The organism is Micromonospora andamanensis, assembly GCF_016863495.1.
Classification (GTDB): domain Bacteria; phylum Actinomycetota; class Actinomycetes; order Mycobacteriales; family Micromonosporaceae; genus Micromonospora; species Micromonospora andamanensis.
This window is the reverse complement of record NZ_BOOZ01000006.1, coordinates 163,334-185,124: the sequence shown is the minus strand read 5'-3', so window position 1 is coordinate 185,124 and position 21,791 is coordinate 163,334. Positions and strand designations below refer to the sequence as shown.

Below are 21,791 nucleotides of genomic sequence, written 5' to 3'. Positions count from 1 at the left end.
CCGTGAACGAAGCGTGGATCAGTGCTGACCTCACACACCCACCAGGAAGGATGTCCATGACCGACGATCCGGAACTCGTACCGGCCCACGCGATGTTCAAGGTCCTCGCCGCGCTCGCCGAACTCGGCGAGGACACCGCCGCCGCCGTGGCGGACAAGGCCGGGCTCGGCTACTCCACCGCCACCGCCAAGCTGCGCGCCTGGGAAAAGACTGGCCAGGCCGAACGTGTCCACACCGACAGCAAGCGCGCCGTGTGGCGGCTCACCGACGCCGGCCGCGCCACCGTCGGCACGCACCAGGCGCCGCCGGCAGCGCCCGACAGCGCACCCGACGCACCGGCAGCCCCGGCCTGCCACGACAACCCCGCCGAGGTCGCCGATACCGCAGCCTCACCCGAGGCGACGCCCACACCGCAACCCGGCCCGCCCGCCGATGGCGAACAGGTAGCCGCAACCGGCGGCACCGCCGCCGCACCCCAACCCGCCTCCAGCAACGACAGCGTGACCGCAGAGACCGCCACCGAGTCCGACGCGGCGGGTGAGCAGCACGCCGCAGCGTCGGAGGACGCGGACCCGGTCACCCCGGCCACCCGAACGGATGGCCGAGCGGCGAGCATTCGCCGAGGGAAGGGCTCGCTGCGGGGGGCGGTGCTGGACATCCTCGAAGCGCACCCCGAGCGGGCTTACAAGATCAGCGAGCTGTGCAAGCTCATCGACGCCGCGAACGTCGGCACCGACGCCAGGAAGGCCAGCGCCGGCGCGGTCGTGAACGCCGCGGACAAGCTGGTCAACGACGGGATGGCCGTACGGACCGTCGAGAAGCCGGCCACCTTTCAACTCGCCCCCGCCGCGCAGTAGCGGCACCCAGATCTGTAGGACAGCCCGGGGGCGGGCGTGGAGTTGGTCGCTGCTCGCCCGCCCCCGGTGCTCCTTCCAAAGCAAGGAGCCGTATCAGTGTCGCAAATCGTGCAACAGATGCTCACCTGCGCCGGCGGGATCCTCGCCGGCTTGGCCCTCGCAGCCGCGGTGCTGTGGCGGCAACAGCGCGCGTTGCGGGAAGCCCGCTACGACGCCACCCACGACGACGTCACCGGGCTGCCCAACCGGCGGCTGTTCCTCGCCCGTCTGCGCGCCGCTTTAGAGGACAACGCCCCGGTCGGGGTGGTGTTGCTGGATCTCAACGGGTTCAAGACCGTCAACGACACCCTTGGCCACGAGGTCGGCAATGACCTGCTCCAGCAGGTCGGACGCCGCCTGGCCAGCCTCGCCGCGCCGGTGTGGGTCATTGCGAGGCTCTCCGGCGACGAGTTCGCCCTGCTCGTGCGCGGCAACCAGGACGACACCGACGCTGCGGCCCGCGCCGCGTGGCGGGTCATCGCCGCCGATTCGATCCGTGTCGTCAACGGCGATCTGCGCGTGACGGCTTCGGTCGGCTACACCCACACCCGCCACCCCAACACCACCGTCCGGCACCTGCTCAGCCAGGCCGACAGCGCCATGTACGAGGCCAAAGCCACCGACGGTGGGGTACGCGAGTACCTGCCCCACCGCACCGCGACGGTGCGCAGCCGCGACCGCCACCACCGCTAAGTCTCATCCCGTCCGAGCCGCGCACGCCGAACGCCCCGCAGCCGTTCCGGCCGCGGGGCGTTCGGCGTCTCCACCTGAAATAGGAGACCTCCGTGTTGTCCTTCAACGCTGTTCACACCCTCACCGATTGCCTCGTCGCGGCGGACGCCGACGCAGAGCACCTCGGCTGGGGCCAACCCCCGACACTGCTGCTCGTCCACGACTGGCTCCTCACGTCCGCCCGCCCAGGCAGGCGGCGCGCGATGCACAGCCTGGAGTTCCCGCTGCACCCCGAGGACCTGCTCCGCGATCCGGCCGGTCTACCCGCCCTGCTGCACCGCCTTGCCGGCAGCCTGCACCACCGGGCGGCACCCACGCCCTACCAGAAAACCCTGGACACGATGATCGACCAGGCACGCGCCACCGCCCCGGACGCGCGGCTGCTGGCGTGGGCTGCCTGCTACCACGACATCCACACCAGCGACGGGGAACCCCGGCAGGTTCACCGAGTCGACGCCGTCGACGTCGACGGGCGCCTCTACCAGCTCACCCGCCTACGCGGCGAGGACCACCCCCTCGTCCGCGTCGACGACATCCCCGAACCGGCCGACATCCCCGCCACACATCCCGGCCTGGTCGCGCTGCTGGCCGCCACCACCGGCCACACCCCGACCGGCCGTCCAGGCGGCGCGTCATGACCCGCACCCACCCGGACGAGCCGGTGTTCGAAACACACGGGCCGGACGGAGCGTCACTGCGCTGCCTGATCTGCGGCGCGGTCAACGAGGTCACCACCACCGAACTGCCATCGATGGCCGGCTACGGCAACGACACCGCTGCCCGCTGCGACCGCTGCGGATCAGCCGAAACCACTGACCCGATCTTCGGCTGGCACGCCACGCCCGCCACCTGGCCGCGCCCCGGCGAGCAGCACCAGCCATGACAGCGGCCCCTGATTTCCAACCGCCTCATCGTCTGAAGGAGTTCCGTGCCATGAGCACCCCCTGCTACATCGGCGCCACCAGCCCCGACACGCCCCATCTCGCGCACGCCCGGTACGTCCTGTTCGACGGCCGCCCCGCCGTCGTGCTACCGGCCCTGGCCGCGATCTGGGCCCGCCACGCACACCACGACACCGCCGCGCTGATCGGCGCGGTCCTCGCCCACGACTGGGAGCACCTCGACCCCGACACCACCGCCGCCACCACGTCCGCCTTCGCCGGTCAGCAGCCGGTGCCGGGCATCGGCATGACCCTGGCCAGCAGCACCAACGGCGTGGCCGATACGCCGGAGCCGATCACCGTGTTCCCGCTGTGCCACGCCGGACACCTCGACGTCGAATGGGTCTACCTCATCGAGGCGGACACCGCCACGATCGGCGTCTACACCAGCGACGGCACCCGCACCGCCACCTACCACCTCACCACCTGCCTGGACCACGCCAGCAGCAGTCAGGGATCGTCCAGGCCCTGTGCGGCGGGAGTGCCGCGGTGAGCGCCCGCGCCCTCGCCGGCCTCGCCGCCGGGGTGATCGCCCTGGTGGTGGTCTGCGCCAGCGGGATCGGCGCCCTGTTCACCGGCGGCGGCAACGCCTCGGCCGCCTGCTACAACGCGGTCGGCCCGGACGGGAAGCCGCTGCTGCCCACTCTGGACATGTCCCCGCCGGCTGCCGGCACCGGTGGGTGGGACCGCGAGCAAACCGGCAACGCCGCCGCGATCATCGCCGTTGGCGAGCGGCTGACGGTGCCGCCGAGAGGCTGGGTCATCGCCCTGGCCACCGCGATGCAGGAATCCACCCTGCGCAACCTGCCCGGCGGCGACCGCGACTCCGTCGGCCTGTTCCAGCAACGCCCCTCGCAAGGCTGGGGAACTCCCACACAACTACACGACCCCGACTACGCGGCCGGGAAGTTCTACCAGGCACTGCTGGCCGTCGACGGGTGGCAGGCCATGGCGTTGACCGACGCCGCGCAGGCGGTGCAGCGCTCCGCCTACCCCGGCGCCTACGCCAAGTGGGAAGACGACGCGATCGCCCTGGTCCGCGTCCTGGCCGGCGGCACCCCCGCCGGCCCCGTCGCCGCAGACCTGGAACAGGCGATGGCCAACCCGCTGTGCCTGTTCGACGGCGGCGACGGCCAACCCGGCGCCGACCAGGTTCCCCTGCCCGCAGGGTTCACCCTGCCACCGGGCACCCCACCACAGGTGGTCACCGCCATCGGGTGGGCCCTGCAGCAACTCGGCTCGCCCTACACCTTCGGCGGGGACTGCACCGCCCCGCACTCCGGCATCGCCCGACACCAGTGCGACTGCTCCTCGCTGATGCAACAGGCCTACCGCGCCGCGCGCATCGGCATCCCCCGCACCACCAGCGAACAAGTCCACGCCGGCACAGCGGTCACCGACCACCGCGACCTGCGCCCGGGAGACATGCTGTTCATCCCGGGCAGCCGCGGCAGCGCCGCCCGCCCCGGCCATGTCGGCATGTACCTCGGCCAAGGACTCCTCATCCAGGCTCCCCACACCGGCGACGTCGTCAAAATCAGCCGACTCTCCGCCTGGCTGAACAACCTCGCTGCCGTCCGCCGGATCGTTAAGTAGCCATTATTGCATCAGATGCAACATTCGCCTGGCCGAGAACCGTTGTGTGGCAACGGTTTGCCTACGTCCAACCCTAGGCGCTCGGCGGCACCGACCTGCGGCCAAGGCCCCTTACTTCACATTGTTGCATCTAATGCAATACGGTGTGGGCGTGCGGAGCGTTGATCTCCCGGGTGCGGTGCACCTGGTCTTGCCGGCCGGCGTGGTGCAGTTGGATCCGCAGCGTGCGGTGTTCGATGGCATGCTGGAGAGCTGGTGGCGTCAGCAGCGGTCGCGGTTGTCGCGGGAGTCGACGATCAAGCCGCGTATCGCGCTGGTGCGCCGCTTCGCGGAGTTCACCGGGTTGTATCCGTGGCAGTGGACGCCGGGTGAGGTGGAGGCGTTCACGTCGTCGCTGGTGTCGGGCGGCAGGCCGCTGGCGCACTCGACGGTGCGGTCGTACCAGATGACGTTGCGGCTGTTCTGCGAGTTCGTCACTGATCGGCGGTACGGGTGGGCGGAGGAGTGCGTACGCCGGTTCGGGCAGCCGCCGGTGCAGGTCTGCCACGAGTGGAACACCGTTGCGCACCTGAGTGAGTACGAGGGGCGCCCGGGCCGCCGGGCGTTGACCTATGACGAGGTGCAGGCGCTGTTCGACGCCGCGGACGACAGGGTCGCGGTTATTCGCGGTCGTGGCCGCAAGGGTGTGTTGGCGGCGTGGCGGGACGCGGTGGTGCTCAAGACGGTGTACGCGTTCGGGTTGCGGCGGCAGGAAGCCGCGATGCTGGATGTGGTCGACTTCCGGCGCAACCCGCGCGTGCCACGCTACGACCGGTTCGGGTCGGTGCAGGTGCGCTACGGCAAGGCGTCGCGGGGTGGGCCGGCGCGGCGACGCACGGTGTTGACGGTGCCGGAGATGGACTGGGTGGTGGACCTGCTGCGGGAGTGGGTGCAGGAGCTGCGGCCGCAGTTCGGCCCGGGCGAGCATCCGGCGATGTTCGTGACGGAACGGCGCGGTCGGATCTCGCGGGGGTATCTGGACGTGGCGTTCCGGCGCGCGGCGCGTGACGCGGGGCTGCCCGAGGAGTTGGACCTGCACTCGCTGCGGCACTCCTACGTCACACACCTGTTGGAGTTCGGGTACCCGCCGCTGATGGTGCAACAACAGGTCGGGCACTCTCATGCGTCGGTGACGGCGCTGTACACGTCGGTGTCAGACGAGTTCCGCAACCGGTTGCTGGACGCCGCGCTGGCCCGGTTTCCGATGGCGGAGGGAGCGGCGGGGTGACGAAGCGGATGGGCATCGTGTGGCATCTGCGGCTGCGGATGGCCGAGAAGGGCCTGTTCCAAACCTCGGAGCTGGTGCCGCTGCTGGCCGAGCGGGGGGTTCAGTTGTCGAGGGAGCAGGTTTACCGGTTGGTGACCACGCCGCCGCAGCGGCTGAGCATGGACATCCTGGCGGCATTGTGCGACATCCTCGACGTCACACCGAACGACCTGATCGAGGTGACCGCGGTCAACACCCAAGTCCGCAAGGCCGCCGGCGGCGGCACCGCAGCTGCTCCGGCCCGGTCGGCGGCGAAGCGGACGGTGATCCGCCGCCCGGACGGAGCCTGAGATCGCCTACGCGGGGCGCAGCAGCGACGGCATTCTCGCCGAGGTCGCCGCGCTGCTGGCCACACGCATCCCGGAGCTGACGGCCGACACGGCACAGCAGTTGACGCGACGGTTCGCCGGGCACGGCCGCGCCGCTGGACCGCTTCGCGACTACCTGCGAGGCCGTGACCTCGTGCTTACCAGCGCTTCGTCGGACCTGCCCTTGACGCTGGTGCACATCGCCCACGCGCTGCACGAATCCGGCTTCCCTGATGTCGTGCTGCCGGCCTGCTTGGACTGCCAGGCGACCGTGCCGCAGTTGCGCAACGTGGTCGACGGCGGCCGGGTCTGTGACACCTGCCTGCGGCTGCGGCAGCGGGTTGCCTGCTCCGCCTGCGGCGCTCTGGTGCGTCCGGGACCGGCGGTGCGCGCGGACGGTCTGTGCCGGCCGTGCCGCTCCGCTGCCCGGCCAGTCGAGACCTGTGCGGGCTGCGGCCGGCAGGCGACAATCACCCACCGCCAGGCAGACGGGACCGGGCTGTGCCAGCGCTGCCACCGCGCACCCGCCGGGTCGTGCTCCCGCTGCGGAGCCGTCGGCCGTGTTTACCAGCGCGGCGACGATCCGCTCTGCCGCGCCTGCTACACCGCACCCCACCTCGCCTGCGCCCGCTGTGGGCGCGTGCGGCCGGTGCACGCCCGCTCCGACGACGGCCCGGTCTGCAGCAGCTGCCACCAGCGCCCACTGCGCAAGTGCGGACACTGCGGCGCCATCGCCAGATGGCACACCCGCCCCACCAACGGGCAACCCGGCTACTGCAACGCCTGCCACCGCCGACCGGTCCAGCCCTGCGCCTCCTGCGGACAGCAACGGCCCGTGAGCCGCCACAAAGCCGCAGACGGCGCGTTTACCTGCGACACGTGTCGCGCCCGCCCCGCGACCTGCACCTTCTGCGGCCGGCACCGCCTTATCAACGTGCGATGGCCGATCGGTGCCGCCTGCAGCGGCTGCTACCAGCGCATACGCCGCGCCCCGCAACCATGCCCCCGCTGCCACCAACACCGGATCCTCATCGGCCTCGACCACATCGGCAGGCGACTTTGCGCAGGCTGCGCCGACCTGGACTACGACTACACCTGTCGCCGCTGCGGCGCCTCCGGCTCGTTCCCCGTCGACCGCACCTGCTACCGATGCCTGGCCCAGGCCCGCATCCACACACTGATCGCCGTCGAAGGCGAGGACGTCACCGCCCGCCAGGCCCTCGCCGAAGCACTGCTCGCCGCCGGCACGGGTGAAGCCGTCTGGCGATGGCTACGACCCGACGGCCCCACCGCCGCGCTCGTCACCGCCATCGTCGACGCCAATATGCCCCTCACCCACGACCTGCTCGACGCCCTTCCGCAACAGCAGGCCCTGCACCGCCTCCGCGCAGTGCTCGTCCAGCACGGTGTCCTACCCGCCCGCGCCGAACAGCTCGAACGCATCGAGCCCTGGCTCGAGCAGCAACTCACCACCCTCAACGCCGCGCACGCGCACCTGGTGCGCACCTGGGCTCGCTGGACCCTGCACCGCCGCGCCCGCCAACGTCTTGCCCGACGGCCGTTCACCGGCGGCGCCGCGCACTACCAACGCGCCTGCCTCACCGCCGCGATCCGACTCCTCACCTGGATCGATGGCTACCACCTCACCCTGGCCGACCTCACCCAAGCCGACGTCGACCGGTGGCGCGTCGAGCATCCACACGAATACAGCTACCTCGCCAAAGAGTTCCTCCGCTGGGCCCGCCGCCGCCACCTCGTCGGTGACGTCACCATCACGCCCCGACAGCGAGACCACAACCCCGACGCGCTCACCGAGGACGAGCACTGGCACCACCTACGACGCGCGCTCACCGACACCACCCTGCCGCTGGACGTCCGCACCGCCAGCAGCCTCAACCTGCTCTACGGCATGACCCTCGCCCGCATCAGCCGCCTCCACACCGCCGAGGTGCTCCGCGAGGCAGCAGCCGGCGACACCCACACCTACCTGCTACTCGGCAAGCACCGACTCCGACTCGCCCCCGCCGTCGCGAGCCTGCTGCACGCCCAAATCACCGCCGCCGCCAGGCACCCCAACGCCGCCAATGCCGGACCACGGTGGATCTTCCCCGGCGGGCTGCCCGGCACCCACGTCGCCGCCCTACACCGCAAACTCGCACGCCACCAGATGCCACGAGCCGCGCACGGCCGCGCCACCGCACTGATCAACCTTGCCGCACAGCTACCCCCACCCCTGCTCGTCGACCTGCTCGGTATCAACATCGACACCGCCAACCAGTGGGCGCGCCACGCCAGCCCTGACTGGGGGATCTACCTCACCACCCGACCCGCACCGACACCCACCCCTGGGCAGAAACCCAGGCAAGCACGCCGAGCAGATCGATAACGCCATCGCCACCGACGAAGCCCAGCGCGCGCCGGCACGGCAAGTGCTCATTTCGTCGGGGTACCGATCCGAAGCCGGTTGCCGTCAAGGTCGCGCAACTCGACCTCACGCCCCCAAGGAGCCTCCTCCACCGGCACACCGAACTCGGCAGCGACGGCATCGACATCACGAACGCGCAGGTAGACCAACGTGTCAGGGCGGGCGTCGCCCTCGTGCTCCGAGAGGAACAACCGCACGCCGCCGCGAGCAACTTCGACAAACGCGGGAAGTTCCGGCTCGAACCGGTGTTCCCACTGCCAGGCGAAGCCCAAACGCTCGTACCACCCAACCGCCGCCGAAGCGTCCTCGACGCGAAGAATAGGAATGACTTCCTCGTCCATACAGTCCATCGTCGCAGACCGCCCAACAGAGCCAACGTTGCCTGATGCGGAACTACCGACGGACCCGGACATCGAAACCATGCCGCGCAGGGCAGCGGCGAGTGACCGCCGAGCCCACACAGGCGGCGGCTGTCGCGATCATCGTCGACGCGAACTGCGGCATACGAGGCACTTCGCATACAAGCACTCCGCCAGTTCCTCAGCCCTGACCTGATGGCGATGCGCCACCCCGGCACCACCGCAGAGCAGCCCAACCAGCAGTGGCGGAGTCATCACCTGGGCGTTCACGTCGCCGTCGTCATCGGCGACGACTTCCCGTGACCGCGGCTTCTCGCGATCCTGCGATGCCGGGACCACCGCGACGCAGGCCACCGAGCGCCGTCGGTCGCTGCCCATCACCCCCTATTCATCGTCTGCGGTGGTCGTCCGCGCACGCGACGGCCGCCGCAGACGCACGCCCTCATGCAAGGAGGACCACAACCCGTGAGCGCACCCGCGCTGATCGGTGTGGCCGCGTTCCGCGGCGCCTACACCGCCCGCCACGTCCAGCTCGGCGAAGCACCGGAGGTTCTGGTGCCGCTGCTACGCCGAATCTGGACCGACACCTTCGACCGCGACACCGACGCCATGGCCGCCGCGCTACTGGCCCGACCCTGGCTCCAACTCGCCGTCAACCCCAAACCCCGCCGATGGGACCAACACCCGCCCGTGCCAGGGGTGGGCTACCCCACCGCCACCGGCCACGACACCCTGTGGCGGGGCTCGCTACGCGAGAACGTCGATGGGCCGGTGGAGTGGCTGTACCTGCTGCACCTGAACCACCGACGGCTGGTCGTTTACGAGGCGACGGTCCACGGCCGCTGGCTCCGGCACAGCGCCCACCACCTCGACCCGGTCGAGGACCTGTTCGTCACCGCACCCGCCCTCGACGACAGCGGGTCCGAGATGACGGTGTGCACCGTGTGCGGCGCGGCCGACGAGATCGATCACGTCGAGGTGCCGTCCTTGGCCGGCTACGGCAACGACACCATCACCTCCTGCAACCGCTGCGGCTCCCTGATCGCCACCAGCCCGACCCTCGGTGACCACCTCGTCCGCAAGCCCTGGCCGCCACCGGCACCCACCACCGACGGGGCGTCGGGCAGCACCGCCTGAGCCGCGCGCCTCAGCGCCACACGGACGACCTCAAATGCCCGCAATCCAAGGAGAGAACGCATGATCAGACGGACGCAGGAGGAGATCCTGCATCGCGTCGACCAGCATGCCGCCGCCGGTGAGGACGCGTTCGGCTTTCGCCGCGATCTGCTGATCGACGCCCTCGACATCGACCATGCCCGCCCGTTCCTGCAGCCCGACATCACCGGGCAGCAGTGGGACAACCTCCGGTGGGACAGCCTCGGCGGACCCGAGGCGTACGGCCGCGAGTACCTGTGGTTCACCGTGCGTCAGATCCTGCACCACCGCAGCGGATCCGCGTCACGCGCGGTGGACAAGCTCACCGAACTGGCCTGGCTGCTCGGCCGCGACGACGTCGTCACCGCCATGAACACCGCCCCCTACCCGATGTACGGGGCGCCGAAGATCACCGCGTTCGCCGACGGGCTCGGCTGGCCCCTGCACAGCCCCGCGCAGGACCCCGACTGGCGTGACGCCTTCACCCGCATGGCCGCCGGCCAGCCCTGCAACCCCGACGGCTGTGTCTGGGGCTGCCAGGACTAGCCCCAGCACGCCCCGCTCACCACCTGGCTTAGCACCGGCCGCGACCCGAACCTGGGTCGCGGCCGGTTCCCGTCTTGCCCTCTTCACCGGAAGGACCACCTCACGTGACGTCTGAGCCGCCCTCGCCCGAACCCGCGGGCTACATCCTGCGCCTTCCGCCGCTGCCGCCGGCTACGCCCGTCGACCTCGACGCCTACGTCCACGACCCGGGTAGCCCGGTCCTCGACCGCGCCGCCGCCAAAACTTTCCTGGCTGGCCGCGGTGATCCCGGCAGTGCCATCGCCGTCGGGGACATCGTCCAACCAGCTGGCGACGCCACCCGGCAGCGGGTCACCGCCGTCGACCACCAGACCGGCCTGATCACCATCACCGGCGAGGGCGACACGCCCCGCACTGTGGCCGGCGTGGAGGTCGAGGTCGTCAGCGTCGCCGAGCACCCGCTGGTGCCCGACGACCTCCTCGAAGACCTGACCCTGCAGCAGGCGCGGGAGCGCATCGCCGAGATCGCCTCCGACTACGGCAGATATCCCCAGTACACGACGGCCTCCTTCGCCGACTGGGTGTTCGGCCGCGTCGTGGCCGACATCCACTGGCGCGACAACCCGGCCGCGCCGGTGGACTTCCCCGCCGGGCAACGCGTGCTCGTGCGCCCCGACAACCGGCCCGTCTACGGGGCGACCAAACCGCCCACCGTGACCGCCTACTGCACACGGGAACCTCGACCCGGAATCCCCATCGCGGTGCGGGCGCATCAGATCCGCCTCGAAGGCTGACCAGCCTCCACGACGCCTACCACCCCGCCGCGACGACACCACCGGCGCGCGGGCGAGGACCGCCACACCCCTGACACACGCACTGCCGTCTCGACGACGTCAACACCCCCGCTGTGACAGGCACGACGACGACACAACAGTGAGAAGGACAACCACGATGACAAGCCCTACCAGCAACAATCACCCCGAAAGCCGGCCCGCAGGGGACGACTACCGGCGCGGCGACCGGGTCGCGCTGCAGCACACCAACGACCCCCACACCCGGCTGCGGCCCGGGGACGAGGGCACCGTTCGCGGCTACGACCCCGACCAGCGGATCCTCGACGTCGCCTGGGACAGCGGCTCCCGGCTGTCGATGATCCTCGACGCCGGCGACCGTGTCCGCCCGCTGCCGAACCTTGCCTGGCAGCGGGTCCTGACCGCATTGCGTGAGGCGGGCGTCGCGGCCGGCCGTGACGCCGCGCAGTGGTGGGCGCAGGACACCATCGGCGGACGGGCCCACGGCGACGTGGCACGCACCGCCCGCGATGTCCTGACCGGCATCGAGGCCGCCGACGGTCGGGACATCGACGGTCTGCCGTTCGCCGACCGCGACGACGCCGCCGGTCGCGCCCGCTACGCCGAGCACGCCCCAACCGACGCCCCCGCCTACCCCGACCTGACCAGCCGGCAGGCCGACCAGGCGCGGCAGGCGTGGTGTGACGGCTTTGACCAAGCCGTCGAGGTGGAGGCCGCCCGGCAGTGCCGGATGGTCCTGCACCCCGACGGCGACGACCGGGACCTGTGCCACGTCTACCCCGACGCGGTGCGCGTGGGCGGCCCGGGCGTGTTCGCCGGAGATTGGGCGGCCACGCCCGAACCGGCCGGGCAGACGCGGATCCCGGTCGCCTTCGCCGGCACCCTCATTAACTGGTGGAACGGCTGGGCGGTGTTCCGCTGCACCCGCCGGGTCGCCGAGGCGATCGTCGCCGACCAGCAGACCCACCGCGACCAACTCCGCCGGCACCTGCGCGACGGCGGCACCACCGACAGCGACGCGGACCGGCAGATTGACGAGACGCTGGGCCGGATGTGGTTCGACGGCGACGTCATCGTCGTCGACGACAGCCGCGTCCAACATGACCCGGAGGCGATCGACCGGATCAGTCCCGACGCCGACGGCCACTACGTCGTGATGGGCTGGAACTGGACCTGGCAGGTGGTGCACCCCTACGACTGCGACCGCATCGCCGGCATCATCCCCGACCCGACGCCCACCGCCAGCGGCACCAGCCTGCCAGGAGGATCAACCAATGCCTGAGGTCAACCGCGACGAGAGGGCGCTGGAGCCGGGAGAGATCGTCACCATCGCGCCCGCGCTCGCCGCCGAGATGAGCGAGCACCTGTACGTGGTCATCGACGGCTTCAACGACCCCCGGTACACCGTCGCCCTACTCGGCGGCGACGGCTACCAATGGCCCAACGTCGCCCGCGAGGACATCATCCCGGTCACACCGCAGCGCATCGTCCGCGTCACCACCGGCGACGGCACGACTGCCTACGCACCCGCCTAGCTACCCGGCTGTGCAAGCCGTCGGCCACCGCGCACGTCAGCAGCGTCGCGCCCACACCGTGGCGACTCCCGCTCGCCCGAACATCCTGCTCAACCTGGGCGCCGCCCACTGCTGGTCCCCATCCCGCACGCGGTCGTTATCACCGCCAGTCCCCTGAGGCCGGATCCGCGGTGGATCCGGCCGCTGTGTCCCGCCCTGCCGGTGTCGTCCCCGCTCGCCGGTCACGGCTGAGCCGGCGACGGCACCGCAGTGCCTTGATCTGAAGGAACCCTCATGGCAACCAGAACCATCGTCGTGGTCACCGACGACCTCGACCACAGCACCGACAACGTCACCACTCACCACCTCGCCCTCGACGGCATGGTTTACGAGATCGACCTCGGCCCGGACAACCTGCGACGCCTGCGGGAAGCACTCGCCCCCTACATCAACGCCGGCCGCCGGACCGGGAAGCGGACCTCGGGACGCGGCAACGCGACCCCCGGCACGCGCCGCTCCGCAGCCCCGGTGCGCGGGCAGGGAACGCGCTGATGGCACATCACCTGATCGCGGTCCTGGTCCGCGCCACCGCCACCGTGCACACCATCGACACGCACCTGACCCAGCCGATGCGGCTGCTGGCCCGCGCACAGCGCATCGACGGATACCGGCTCGGCGGGCAGGTGACCGGCGCCTGGGACCCCACCTACCAGCCGGACGCCGACCCGAGGAACTGGCGCGCCTGCGACAGGTGCGGCGGCACCACCCGCGTCGGTGACGTCACCTGCCCCGACTGCGCCGACGCCGTCGCCGCCGGCCGGCGGCCCGGCACCGTGGTGCCCTGGGACTACACCGACTGGGCGCCGTACCCGGGAGACATCGTGGCGCTACCGCGGCTGCTGCATCCCGGGTGGCGGTTCCCGCCGGGCCGCACCCCCGTCGCCTGGGTCGACGCCGCCGGTGTGGTGTGGCTCGACACGGCCGATGCCGTTCTCGCCGGCACCGACACTGGCGCGGTGCCACCACGGTTGCTGCAGGTCTTCCGGGACCTGCTGCAACAGCGCCGTAACCCGGACCTGAGCGCCACCCGGGCCCGGCGTACGCCCAGCCCAGTCGACTCGACGGTCCACCACCGGCGGCATCCGGGGCGACCGCGCAACCGGTTCAACCCGAACAACTGGTCGGTGGCGGTGGTCGATGCCCACTCCTGACTACCTGCCACCACGCGGCAGCACGGCCGTGTTCTCCGGACCATGGCTGCGCTACCAGCCCACCGCAGGCGCCGAGCGTTACCTGCAAGGCTACGTCGCGGTGGTGCTGGGCTGGTGGAACGGCGCTGTGGAACTCAGCGTCGATGCCGCCGCCCTCCGCGCCGTCGCCACCGCGTTCGAGGAGATGGCCGAATACGTGGGCCGGGACTGGCGCACCGTCGACTTCGACGACAGGGTGCTGACCGTCGCCCGGCCGCTGTCCCTCGGCGGCGGCGTCCACCGGGTTGAGGCCAACAACGGCCGCTACCGCATCGGGTGGGGCCTGCCGTGGCGGGCAGTGGATCCACGCCGCTGCGACGCCATCGCCGGCCGCACCTGAAACGGAAATGCCCGTCGCGCGGGTCTGCGGGCCCGCGCCGCACCGCCGGCCACGACCACAGCCGCCGACCACCGTCTGGCGGCGGCCGATGCCACGTGTCGACAGAGAGCCCACCGCGCCATGCGGTGCCCGGCCTGTCCACGCATCTCATACATCTCGAAGGAGAAGAAACATGGTGCTCGACCCTCGTACCCGAGGCGCGGTGACCCGCGCCCTCATCAATGTCGAGGCGGCGCACGAACGTCGCGGGTGGGACCTCCCGTCGACGCTGCTAGGCGTGTTCGACGTGCCGCTGTCAGCGCAGCGTCAGAGCGTGCACGTCGACGCGGGTCTGATCGACCCGAACGTGTGGCACAACCCCTTCTTCGCCCACGGCGACCCGACCCTGCCTCCAGGTGTGATCCTGCACAGCCTGGCCGACCTCCTCGCCCACCCGTCCGCGCGACCGCAGCTGCGTGAGTGGCTGAACCTCGGTGGTCGGCGCTGCGTCGCATTCGCTCTGGTCTTCGAAGCGTGGGCCGCTGCGATGCCGCCGGGATACCGCCACGGCGACCTCGCCACAGCATCGCCGGCGGCGCGCATCGAAACCCGCCTCGTCGCCGCCGTCGACATCGACGGGCAACTGCATCAGATCAAGCGGGTACGCGGCGAGCAGCAGGCCACCGTCAGCGAGCCGTCGCAGCCGCCACCGGGCAGGCCCAGCAGCCGGATCGCGAACGGCCTCGAACGGCTGATGGATCTCGCCCGCACCCTCTGACGAACCGCACCACCTGCTGATCCGCTCACCGCTGAGCAGGCAGCAGTTTCCCCGGCCGGATCCGCGGCGGCTCCCGCTCGCCGGTCCTGGCGGCACGTGACCATCCTCCTCCGCAGCGCGCGGACACCGATAGCCCGCGCGCTCCAACGGGAGGAGCGCGCGGGCTCCTAACCCCCCAACGAAGGGGAGGAACCCGCATGCATCCCACGACCGCAGCCGCCGGCCCGCCCGCAGCCGGCGGCAACCGGCGGCCGGGCTACCTGTACCAGAAGGTCGCCGCGCACCTCGCCGCTCACCCGGATCAGATCTTCACCGTCGGTGAACTGACAAAGACCCTCGACGTGCCCTCGACCGGGGCGGTGTTCGATGCGCTGAAGAAGATGGCCGCCGCCGGCTACACCACCCACCTGACCCGGCCGCACCGCTTCCAGATCACCCAGGCCGGTATCGACGCCGCCGGGCAGATGCCGCCGCCCGCCCCGCACCCACCCCGCCAAGGACAACGCGGGGCAGGTCGGAGGCAACCGGTCACCCGCCCGAACGGGGACCTGTACTTCCCGCGCAAGCTGGCCGGCGCCACCGATGTGGACGTGCTGCAACGGCTGCGTGACAAGCGCATCCCGGTGCTGCTCTACGGCCCGCCGGGCACCGGCAAGACCGCCCTGGTCGAGGCCGCCTTCCCGGACTTGCTCACCGTCGCCGGCACCGGCGACACCGTCGTGGAGGACTTCCTCGGCAACTTCATCCCGCTGCCCGACGGCGGCTTCGAGTTTGTCTACGGACCCCTCGTCACCGCGATGCGGGAGGGCCGAGCCCTGCTCGTGGACGACGCCACGCTCATCCCGCCGAAGGTCCTTGCCGTGCTGTACCCGGCGATGGACGGCCGCCGCGTGATCACCATCCCCAGCTACCGCAACGAACGCGTCGAAGCCGCCGACGGGTTCTACGTCATCGCCGGCCACAACCCCGGCGTGCACGGCGCCATCCTCACCGAGGCATTGGCGTCGCGGTTCGACGTGCACATCGAGGTCACCACCGACTGGGACCTCGCCCGCCACCTCGGCGTCCCCCGCCCCGCCATCGAGGTCGCGATCACGCTCAACGCCGACCTCGCCGCCGGACGCGTCAGCTGGGCTCCGCAACTACGCGAGCTGCTCGGCTTCACCCGCGTCCGCAAGACCCTCGGCGCCGCCGCGGCGGTGGCGAACCTCGTCGGCCGGGCCCCGCAGGAGGACCGCGATCACGTCCTCGCCGCCCTCAAGCAGCAGTTCGGCCCCGACATCAGCGCCCTGACCCTCGGCAAACAGCGCTAACCCCCAAAGGAGATCACTCATGTCTCATCCCTCGACCCACCGGCGCGGCGGCTCGGGCACCCCGGCGGGCAGCGCCCCGGACTGGCGCCTGTGGAGCGACGCCTGGACCCGCCACATCCCCGTTCTGACCGACCGCACCGACCTGACCGTCACCGTCGCCCCCGGCGCCGGCGGCGGCGCTCCCGCCTGCTTCTATCCCGCCGCCCGCCGCGTCGAGGTTGACGCCACCCACATCGGTGCCCCCGACATCGCCGACCCGTACAAGGCCGGCCACAAACGACTCGTGCCAACCGCCTACGGGCTGCTCGTCCACGAAGCCGCCCACGCCGCCCACAGCCTGTGGACAACCCCTGCCGGCACACCCGCTGTCGTCGCCACCGTCGCCGACCTGCTCGAGGAATCCCGCGCAGAAAACCGGCAACGCGGCAGGCGGCGCGGTGACCGCCGGTGGCTGCGCCACACCGTCGCCACCCTGCTCGACCCCGGTGACACGCCGGTCGACGACGCCTGGCACGCCGCCCACCTCGCCGGCCTGCTCCTCGCGCGCGTCGATGCTCGCATCATCACCGCCAAGGACATCAAGGGCGTCCGTGCCGCCGTCACCGCCGTTCTCGGCCGCAGAAAGCTGCGGCAGCTGCGCGACGTGTGGCGCGACGCCCACACCGTTGACGACACCGACGCCACCACGATGATCGATCTGGCGTGGCGGTGGTGCCGCATCCTCGGCATCGATCCCCACCAGCGGCCGGAATCGCCGCGGCCCGACCCCGGCACGTTCGCCGGACAGCTCGCTCAGGCACTGTCCGACTACCTTGCGCACGCCGCCGGCATGACCCCGGCGCAGTACGCCGACCAGCAGATCCAGTCCCGGCACGCCGCGCCCGCGTGGTGGACGCGCCGCGAGGCGACCGACGCCGAGCGCAGCGCCGCCCGCCACCTCGCCGCCAGACTCCGCCGGGCCCGCACCCACACACCCGAACCTGGCACCCGGCCCAGCGCGATACCGCCTGGGCGGCTGCGCACCCGCCACACCATCACCGCCCGAGCGCAGGTCGCCGCCGGCAGCATGCCCACCGCCACCCCCTGGCAGCGCCGCGCCCAACTTCCACCGCCGAAGCCCACCCTGCACCTGGCCGTGCTCGTCGACACCTCCGGCTCGATGCACTCCTACGCGGCGCCGATGTCCTCGGCAGGGTGGATCCTCGCTCACGCCGCCCACACCAACCAGGCCGCCACCACCATGATCGGTTTTGGTAGCAGCGCCACCTTGCTCGTGCCGCCCCGCCAGCGACCCACGTCCGTTCTGGAGATGACCGCCGTCGGGGGCACCACCGCGTTCCTCGACGCGGTCAAACTCGCCGACCAGCTGCTACGCCTGCGTCAACCCGGCACGTTGCGGATGCTCGCCGTCGTCTCCGACGGCGACCTGCGTGACATCGACGCGGCGCAGCGGCTGATCACGACCCTGGACCAGTCCGGCTGCGCGGTGCTGTGGCTGCGCCCCGCCGACCTGACCGGGCACACCTTCACCCACACCAGCACCCTGCTGGTCGCCGATCCGGTCAAGGCGGTCGACGCCATCGCCGACGCCGCCGTCACCGCGCTGGAACATGCCTGAGCATCAGCGCAACGACAAGCGCCCCGCCCGATCAGGAGCAGCGCGGTGACGCGTACCGCGCCCACGCTCTGCCGTGCGCCGCTGGCGGTGCGGTGACCCTCGCCGCCGCAGCTGAACTCGCCTCGCGACCTCGCACGACCCAGGCCGACGCCCGACCACCTCGCGCAATCCGCGCCCCCGGGCACGGCCGAAAAGGCCGTGCCCGGGTTCCCACCGGCTTCGGCGGCCAGCCACAGCATCCACCGAGCAGCCAGGAGCAACCCCGATGCACCTCATGGACCCACGTGTGGCCCGCTACGCCGACCACAGCATGACCGAGCTCGACGACGCCGGCCTGCCCCACTACAGCAGCAAGGCGGACCTCGACCTCGCCAACGCCGTCACCGACGAGGTCAGCCGGCGGCTACGAACGCCCGGCCGCCCGTTCTGCACCTACGGCCGCTGCACGTTCAGCGCTCACGACCACACCGTCAGCCCGGGTCCTGACGGGCAGCACCTGGAGCGCGAGGTCCCGCGGCGCTGCGCCCACTGCGGCCGGCCCGCGCACGACGACACCCGCCTGCAGGACTACCGGCACGACGACCCCGCCGTGCCCGAATGCTTCCTCATCCGCAGAGACACCCACCGGCACTGCGAGAGCTCAGCCGGTCAGGAATTGGCGTACGGAAGCGCGACCCCCGCCGACGACCCCTGTGCGACTTGATCTTTGTGCAGAGTCGAGCGTCGATCGGCGCGGTCACCATCGCCCGGCCCGAACGGCGAGGAGGACGCTCCGAGGCCACGAGCCGAGACGGTCGAGGGGCGGTGACCACCCGCCCGATCCCGGTCGTCGAAAGGACCCGCCCTCATGCTGCCCACACCACCCCCGAGACCGTGACCGACCCGATGCGCTGGCGCATGGCCGTCCGGGTCATCGCCGACCAGCAGTCCCGTTCGCGCCATCCCGGCCACTGGCGTCACCTCTTCGATGCTGACGGCCGGCGGTATCGCATCTGGCTCCACAAACACATCAAGGGGCCGGACGGTGCCCCGCTGTTTCTTGGCGACGCCGTCTCCATCCTCGTCCGCTCAAGAAGGAAGGAAACAAGGTGCCACCCCTCGAAGAGTTCCTCCAAAACCAGCAACGTCTCATCAACGAATTCGGCTGGGCAGTGACCGCCGTACTACCCGATCTCGGGGAGAGCGGGTTCGCCTACACCGTAGGCCTGACCGAGCACGATGTCCCTGAGTTGGTCATCGCCGGCCTCGACCCGCTCATCGCCCAGAAACTGCTGAACGATATGGCCGGACGCGTCGACTCCCGGAACGAGCGGTTCATCCACGGCCAACGCGTCGCCGACCTGCTCGCCGGCTACGACGCCATCATCGTCGAGGGACCCGCCACCGACGCGCTGCTTCCCCGTGCGGCCTACGCCCGGTACGGCAAGGATCGCTTGCGCCTGCAGCAGATCGTGTGGCCGGACCCGCACTCCCGGTTCCCGTGGGACGACCGCTACCAATACCCCGCTCACGTACAACCGCTGCTGGGACGCCCATAACCGATGAGCGGCATCACGGAAGCCATCAACGACCTGGCCTTGCAAGTTGGCGCGACCGTCAACTGGACCGCATTGCACAACAATCTGCAATCCCCAGCCGTGGCCGCGCTCATCAGCGCCGCCGCGACCGTCGAGTTCAACACCGGCTTGATACAGAGGCATCAGCAAGACCTCAATCACGTACTCGACGCGGCGAGAACCAACAGCGGCACCCCCGAGGACCAGCTGCTCATCGCCAGCGCACTGGCGAACATGTCGCTGTCACACCTCGACGAACGACAAGCATCCGTCGATCGAGTACGGGCGCTCGTCATTCCGCTCGCCGAACTCGGAGTGCTGGAACTGCCCATGTGACGGCTGCGGCCCAGATCCGGCCGTGCGAAGCCCGGCACAGCCGGGAACTCCCGCAGCCGGTCGCAGGCGGTACGCCGCCTGGCACACCGGCCCCTCAACAGGGGCTTGCGGCACCTCGTGCCACCCGAGCCGAATCGCGGCGTGCCTCACCCAGCCCACACGGTGCACGTCGGGATCGTCCCGGCGGCACCGCCCCGCCCCGCCCAGAAAGGATCACCACCCCCCCCATGACCGAAGCAATGCAACGCATTCAGCCGGTGATGGTGCCGGCCGTGGCGCATACCGGCGCCGACGCCCGCCTCGTCGCCATCCGCGCGGTGCCCGCCACCGACCAGCGGTCGACCACCATCACCGGCCTGCCCGCCGAGTCCGCCCGGACCACCCGTGACCGCGTCCACGCCGCCATCGGCAACTCCTCCGGCTGCCTCTGGCCGCGGCATCCGGTCACCCTCAGCGTCGAACCCGAACCCCTATCCGCCGCCGACAGCGGCCTCGACCTGGCGTTCGCCGTCGCGCTGCTCGCCGCCAGCGGCCAGATTCCCGCCCACCGGCTCCCCGCCACGCTGCATCTCGGTGAACTCGGACTGAACGGCGCCCTCCGCACCACGCCAGGGCTGACCGCCCGGCTCGCCGCCGCGGCGCACGCCGACCTGCCCGACGCGGTCGTCGCGCCCGGCAACCTCACCGAGGCTGCGCTGGCGACCTCCAGCCAGGTGTCCACCGCCCGTACCCTCACCGAGCTGGTCGCCGGACTGCGCGGCGAAGCGGCGCTGCGAACCCCGCAGGCGTGGCCGACCACACCGCCACTGCCGGACATCGACCTCGCCGACCTGCCCGCCGACCACATGGCGCGGCGGATCCTCGAGATCACCGCCGCCGGCGGCCACCACCTGCTCATGACCGGCCCGCCCGACTGTAGGGCGGCGATGCTCGCCGAACGACTGCCCGGCCTGCTGCCCGACCTCGACCCCGCCACCGCCGCCGAGGTCGCCGCCGCCCACCGCGCCGCAGGCACCCTGCCACCTGAGGCGGTCGTGCGGCACCGCCCGCCCTGGCAAGCCCCGCACCACAGCATCAGCCTCACGGCCCTCAGCGGCTCCCTACGCCGGCCCGGCGCCGTCGGGTTGGCCCACGGCGGAGTGCTCTTCTGCGCCGACGCTGACCATCTTCCGTCGCCGGCCCGCTACCTGCTGCGGTCGGTGCTGGAGGATCGGCGCGTCACTGTGGTCGGCTCCGGCGGGACGGCCAGCTACCCGGCCCGCACGCAGCTGCTGCTCGCGATCGCACAAGGCGTGGCGCCGATCGCAGGATGTGGTTTTCCGTCGCCGGCACACCGCCGTGCCTTGGATCGGATGTCGGCTCTGCTCGATCGGATCGACATCCGCGCCGCCCTGCCCTCGATGCCCGAACCCGGCGGCCCGCCGGGTGGGACGTTCACGACGACCGCGGTCGTCGCCGCCCGCGTGGCAGCCGCCCGCGTCGCCGCCGCAGCCCGATGGGGTGGCAGGCCCTGGGCCACCAACGCGGAGGCCACCCTCCAGGGACTGCGAGACGCCCTCGCCAGTGTGCCCGCCAGCCGATTCGCTCGGCTGCAGAGGTTGCTCCAGCTGGGGGCGGTGTCGCAGCGACGCGCCGTGCGTGTGCTCCGGCTGGCCTTCACGATCGCCGATCTCGCTGGTCACCGCCAGCCGACTGCCGACGACGTGGCCGAGGCGATCCAGCTGTGTACCGGACAGCAGGCGTGACGGCCACCTCGACACCGCCCGTCAGGCGCGGGCCGGTGGGTCCTGGCTGGTCGAACTAACCGACCCGTACCCGCACGACCTGGACGCCGCCGGCTGCCCCGTCACCGCCCTGCGACGACCGGCCGCGGACGAGCTTCCCGGAACCGGGCCGCGCGCCGAAGTGCGCGGCATCCCCCGCCACCTACGGACGTCGATGTCAACGACACCAGACGGCACCACTGTAGAGCGCCGGCCGCGACCGGCCGTACGGAGTCGCGGCCCACCTGACCAGCGCGTATGCCTCCCATACGACCTACAAGTCGGATGA

The 21,791-nt window shown here is 71.2% G+C and carries 25 protein-coding genes; 24 read left to right on the top strand and 1 reads right to left on the bottom strand.

Annotated elements, in window-relative coordinates; translation table 11 throughout:
- Positions 1-56: 56 nt before the first annotated feature.
- The 9 genes from Van01_RS08260 (at position 57) to Van01_RS08220 (ending at position 8,165) form a co-directional block, all read left to right on the top strand.
- Complete coding sequence (locus Van01_RS08260; RefSeq protein WP_239098942.1) at positions 57-857, top strand: winged helix DNA-binding protein; 801 nt, start codon at positions 57-59, stop codon at positions 855-857.
- Positions 858-953: 96 nt separating this feature from the next.
- Positions 954-1,589, top strand: coding sequence for a GGDEF domain-containing protein (locus Van01_RS08255; RefSeq protein ID WP_204003078.1), 636 nt, complete (start codon positions 954-956; stop codon positions 1,587-1,589).
- A 92-nt stretch (positions 1,590-1,681) separates the two neighbouring features.
- Positions 1,682-2,266: a hypothetical protein gene (locus Van01_RS08250; RefSeq protein ID WP_204003076.1), complete on the top strand. Its 585-nt coding sequence runs from the start codon at positions 1,682-1,684 to the stop codon at positions 2,264-2,266.
- Positions 2,263-2,511: a hypothetical protein gene (locus tag Van01_RS08245; RefSeq protein WP_204003073.1), complete on the top strand. Its 249-nt coding sequence runs from the start codon at positions 2,263-2,265 to the stop codon at positions 2,509-2,511. The genes Van01_RS08250 and Van01_RS08245 overlap by 4 nt, the downstream gene beginning before the upstream one ends.
- 50 nt (positions 2,512-2,561) lie before the next feature.
- Positions 2,562-3,062 carry a hypothetical protein gene (locus Van01_RS08240; RefSeq protein WP_204003071.1) on the top strand — a complete coding sequence of 167 codons (501 nt, stop codon included), beginning with the start codon at positions 2,562-2,564 and terminating at the stop codon, positions 3,060-3,062.
- A complete protein-coding gene (locus Van01_RS08235; RefSeq protein WP_373306223.1) occupies positions 3,059-4,165 on the top strand; it encodes a C40 family peptidase in 1,107 nt (368 codons plus the stop codon). The genes Van01_RS08240 and Van01_RS08235 overlap by 4 nt, the downstream gene beginning before the upstream one ends.
- A gap of 151 nt (positions 4,166-4,316) precedes the next feature.
- Positions 4,317-5,432, top strand: coding sequence for a tyrosine-type recombinase/integrase (locus Van01_RS08230; RefSeq protein WP_239098941.1), 1,116 nt, complete (start codon positions 4,317-4,319; stop codon positions 5,430-5,432).
- Positions 5,429-5,761 (top strand): helix-turn-helix domain-containing protein, encoded by a 333-nt coding sequence (locus tag Van01_RS08225; RefSeq protein WP_239098940.1) that lies wholly within the window; start codon positions 5,429-5,431, stop codon positions 5,759-5,761. Before Van01_RS08230 ends, Van01_RS08225 begins: the two co-directional genes overlap by 4 nt.
- 952 nt (positions 5,762-6,713) lie before the next feature.
- A complete protein-coding gene (locus Van01_RS08220; protein ID WP_204003043.1) occupies positions 6,714-8,165 on the top strand; it encodes a hypothetical protein in 1,452 nt (483 codons plus the stop codon).
- A gap of 47 nt (positions 8,166-8,212) precedes the next feature.
- Here the strand turns inward: Van01_RS08220 and Van01_RS08215 are convergent, their stop codons facing one another.
- Entirely contained in the window at positions 8,213-8,545 is a 333-nt protein-coding gene (locus tag Van01_RS08215; RefSeq protein ID WP_204003041.1) for a glyoxalase superfamily protein, read from the bottom strand.
- A gap of 483 nt (positions 8,546-9,028) precedes the next feature.
- Between Van01_RS08215 and Van01_RS08210 the strand changes: the two genes are divergently transcribed.
- The 15 genes from Van01_RS08210 to Van01_RS33460 all read left to right on the top strand — a co-directional run bounded on the left by Van01_RS08210 (position 9,029) and on the right by Van01_RS33460 (position 21,484).
- Positions 9,029-9,700, top strand: a complete 672-nt coding sequence (locus tag Van01_RS08210) for a hypothetical protein (protein ID WP_204003039.1) — start codon at positions 9,029-9,031, stop codon at positions 9,698-9,700.
- 60 nt (positions 9,701-9,760) lie between these two features.
- The gene (locus Van01_RS32915) at positions 9,761-10,264 is read left to right on the top strand and encodes a hypothetical protein (RefSeq protein WP_239098939.1); all 504 of its coding nucleotides are present in this window, start codon (positions 9,761-9,763) and stop codon (positions 10,262-10,264) included.
- Between the two features lie 104 nt (positions 10,265-10,368).
- Entirely contained in the window at positions 10,369-11,037 is a 669-nt protein-coding gene (locus Van01_RS08200) for a hypothetical protein (protein ID WP_204003036.1), read from the top strand.
- 157 nt (positions 11,038-11,194) lie between these two features.
- Complete coding sequence (locus Van01_RS08195; protein WP_204003033.1) at positions 11,195-12,337, top strand: DUF4314 domain-containing protein; 1,143 nt, start codon at positions 11,195-11,197, stop codon at positions 12,335-12,337.
- Positions 12,330-12,590, top strand: coding sequence for a hypothetical protein (locus Van01_RS08190; protein ID WP_204003030.1), 261 nt, complete (start codon positions 12,330-12,332; stop codon positions 12,588-12,590). Before Van01_RS08195 ends, Van01_RS08190 begins: the two co-directional genes overlap by 8 nt.
- 273 nt (positions 12,591-12,863) lie before the next feature.
- On the top strand, positions 12,864-13,121 hold the full coding sequence (locus tag Van01_RS08185) for an Lsr2 dimerization domain-containing protein (RefSeq protein WP_204003027.1): 258 nt from the start codon (positions 12,864-12,866) through the stop codon (positions 13,119-13,121).
- The gene (locus Van01_RS08180; protein WP_204003025.1) at positions 13,121-13,780 is read left to right on the top strand and encodes a hypothetical protein; all 660 of its coding nucleotides are present in this window, start codon (positions 13,121-13,123) and stop codon (positions 13,778-13,780) included. Before Van01_RS08185 ends, Van01_RS08180 begins: the two co-directional genes overlap by 1 nt.
- On the top strand, positions 13,767-14,159 hold the full coding sequence (locus Van01_RS08175; RefSeq protein WP_204003023.1) for a hypothetical protein: 393 nt from the start codon (positions 13,767-13,769) through the stop codon (positions 14,157-14,159). Before Van01_RS08180 ends, Van01_RS08175 begins: the two co-directional genes overlap by 14 nt.
- A 172-nt stretch (positions 14,160-14,331) precedes the next feature.
- Positions 14,332-14,916, top strand: coding sequence for a hypothetical protein (locus Van01_RS08170; RefSeq protein WP_204003021.1), 585 nt, complete (start codon positions 14,332-14,334; stop codon positions 14,914-14,916).
- Between the two features lie 197 nt (positions 14,917-15,113).
- Positions 15,114-16,229: an AAA family ATPase gene (locus Van01_RS08165; RefSeq protein ID WP_204003019.1), complete on the top strand. Its 1,116-nt coding sequence runs from the start codon at positions 15,114-15,116 to the stop codon at positions 16,227-16,229.
- Between the two features lie 19 nt (positions 16,230-16,248).
- The gene (locus Van01_RS08160) at positions 16,249-17,847 is read left to right on the top strand and encodes a VWA domain-containing protein (protein WP_204003012.1); all 1,599 of its coding nucleotides are present in this window, start codon (positions 16,249-16,251) and stop codon (positions 17,845-17,847) included.
- Between the two features lie 274 nt (positions 17,848-18,121).
- Complete coding sequence (locus tag Van01_RS08155; protein WP_204002999.1) at positions 18,122-18,550, top strand: hypothetical protein; 429 nt, start codon at positions 18,122-18,124, stop codon at positions 18,548-18,550.
- A gap of 385 nt (positions 18,551-18,935) precedes the next feature.
- Positions 18,936-19,385: a DUF4262 domain-containing protein gene (locus Van01_RS08150; RefSeq protein ID WP_204002996.1), complete on the top strand. Its 450-nt coding sequence runs from the start codon at positions 18,936-18,938 to the stop codon at positions 19,383-19,385.
- A 3-nt stretch (positions 19,386-19,388) separates the two neighbouring features.
- On the top strand, positions 19,389-19,739 hold the full coding sequence (locus Van01_RS08145) for a hypothetical protein (protein WP_204002993.1): 351 nt from the start codon (positions 19,389-19,391) through the stop codon (positions 19,737-19,739).
- Positions 19,740-19,966: 227 nt separating this feature from the next.
- A complete protein-coding gene (locus Van01_RS33460; protein ID WP_204002991.1) occupies positions 19,967-21,484 on the top strand; it encodes an ATP-binding protein in 1,518 nt (505 codons plus the stop codon).
- Positions 21,485-21,791 lie beyond the last annotated feature (307 nt).

What these genes read in the sequence shown, in the direction of transcription:
- Van01_RS08260 (WP_239098942.1), top strand. Translation starts at nt 57, where the DNA reads ATGACCGACGATCCGGAACTCGTACCGGCCCACGCGATGTTCAAGGTC.
- Van01_RS08245 (WP_204003073.1), top strand. Translation starts at nt 2,263, where the DNA reads ATGACCCGCACCCACCCGGACGAGCCGGTGTTCGAAACACACGGGCCG.
- Van01_RS08240 (WP_204003071.1), top strand. Translation starts at nt 2,562, where the DNA reads ATGAGCACCCCCTGCTACATCGGCGCCACCAGCCCCGACACGCCCCAT.
- Van01_RS08215 (WP_204003041.1), bottom strand. Translation starts at nt 8,545, where the DNA reads ATGGACGAGGAAGTCATTCCTATTCTTCGCGTCGAGGACGCTTCGGCG.
- Van01_RS32915 (WP_239098939.1), top strand. Translation starts at nt 9,761, where the DNA reads ATGATCAGACGGACGCAGGAGGAGATCCTGCATCGCGTCGACCAGCAT.
- Van01_RS08195 (WP_204003033.1), top strand. Translation starts at nt 11,195, where the DNA reads ATGACAAGCCCTACCAGCAACAATCACCCCGAAAGCCGGCCCGCAGGG.
- Van01_RS08190 (WP_204003030.1), top strand. Translation starts at nt 12,330, where the DNA reads ATGCCTGAGGTCAACCGCGACGAGAGGGCGCTGGAGCCGGGAGAGATC.
- Van01_RS08185 (WP_204003027.1), top strand. Translation starts at nt 12,864, where the DNA reads ATGGCAACCAGAACCATCGTCGTGGTCACCGACGACCTCGACCACAGC.
- Van01_RS08180 (WP_204003025.1), top strand. Translation starts at nt 13,121, where the DNA reads ATGGCACATCACCTGATCGCGGTCCTGGTCCGCGCCACCGCCACCGTG.
- Van01_RS08175 (WP_204003023.1), top strand. Translation starts at nt 13,767, where the DNA reads ATGCCCACTCCTGACTACCTGCCACCACGCGGCAGCACGGCCGTGTTC.
- Van01_RS08170 (WP_204003021.1), top strand. Translation starts at nt 14,332, where the DNA reads ATGGTGCTCGACCCTCGTACCCGAGGCGCGGTGACCCGCGCCCTCATC.
- Van01_RS08165 (WP_204003019.1), top strand. Translation starts at nt 15,114, where the DNA reads ATGCATCCCACGACCGCAGCCGCCGGCCCGCCCGCAGCCGGCGGCAAC.
- Van01_RS08160 (WP_204003012.1), top strand. Translation starts at nt 16,249, where the DNA reads ATGTCTCATCCCTCGACCCACCGGCGCGGCGGCTCGGGCACCCCGGCG.
- Van01_RS08155 (WP_204002999.1), top strand. Translation starts at nt 18,122, where the DNA reads ATGGACCCACGTGTGGCCCGCTACGCCGACCACAGCATGACCGAGCTC.
- Van01_RS08145 (WP_204002993.1), top strand. Translation starts at nt 19,389, where the DNA reads ATGAGCGGCATCACGGAAGCCATCAACGACCTGGCCTTGCAAGTTGGC.
- Van01_RS33460 (WP_204002991.1), top strand. Translation starts at nt 19,967, where the DNA reads ATGACCGAAGCAATGCAACGCATTCAGCCGGTGATGGTGCCGGCCGTG.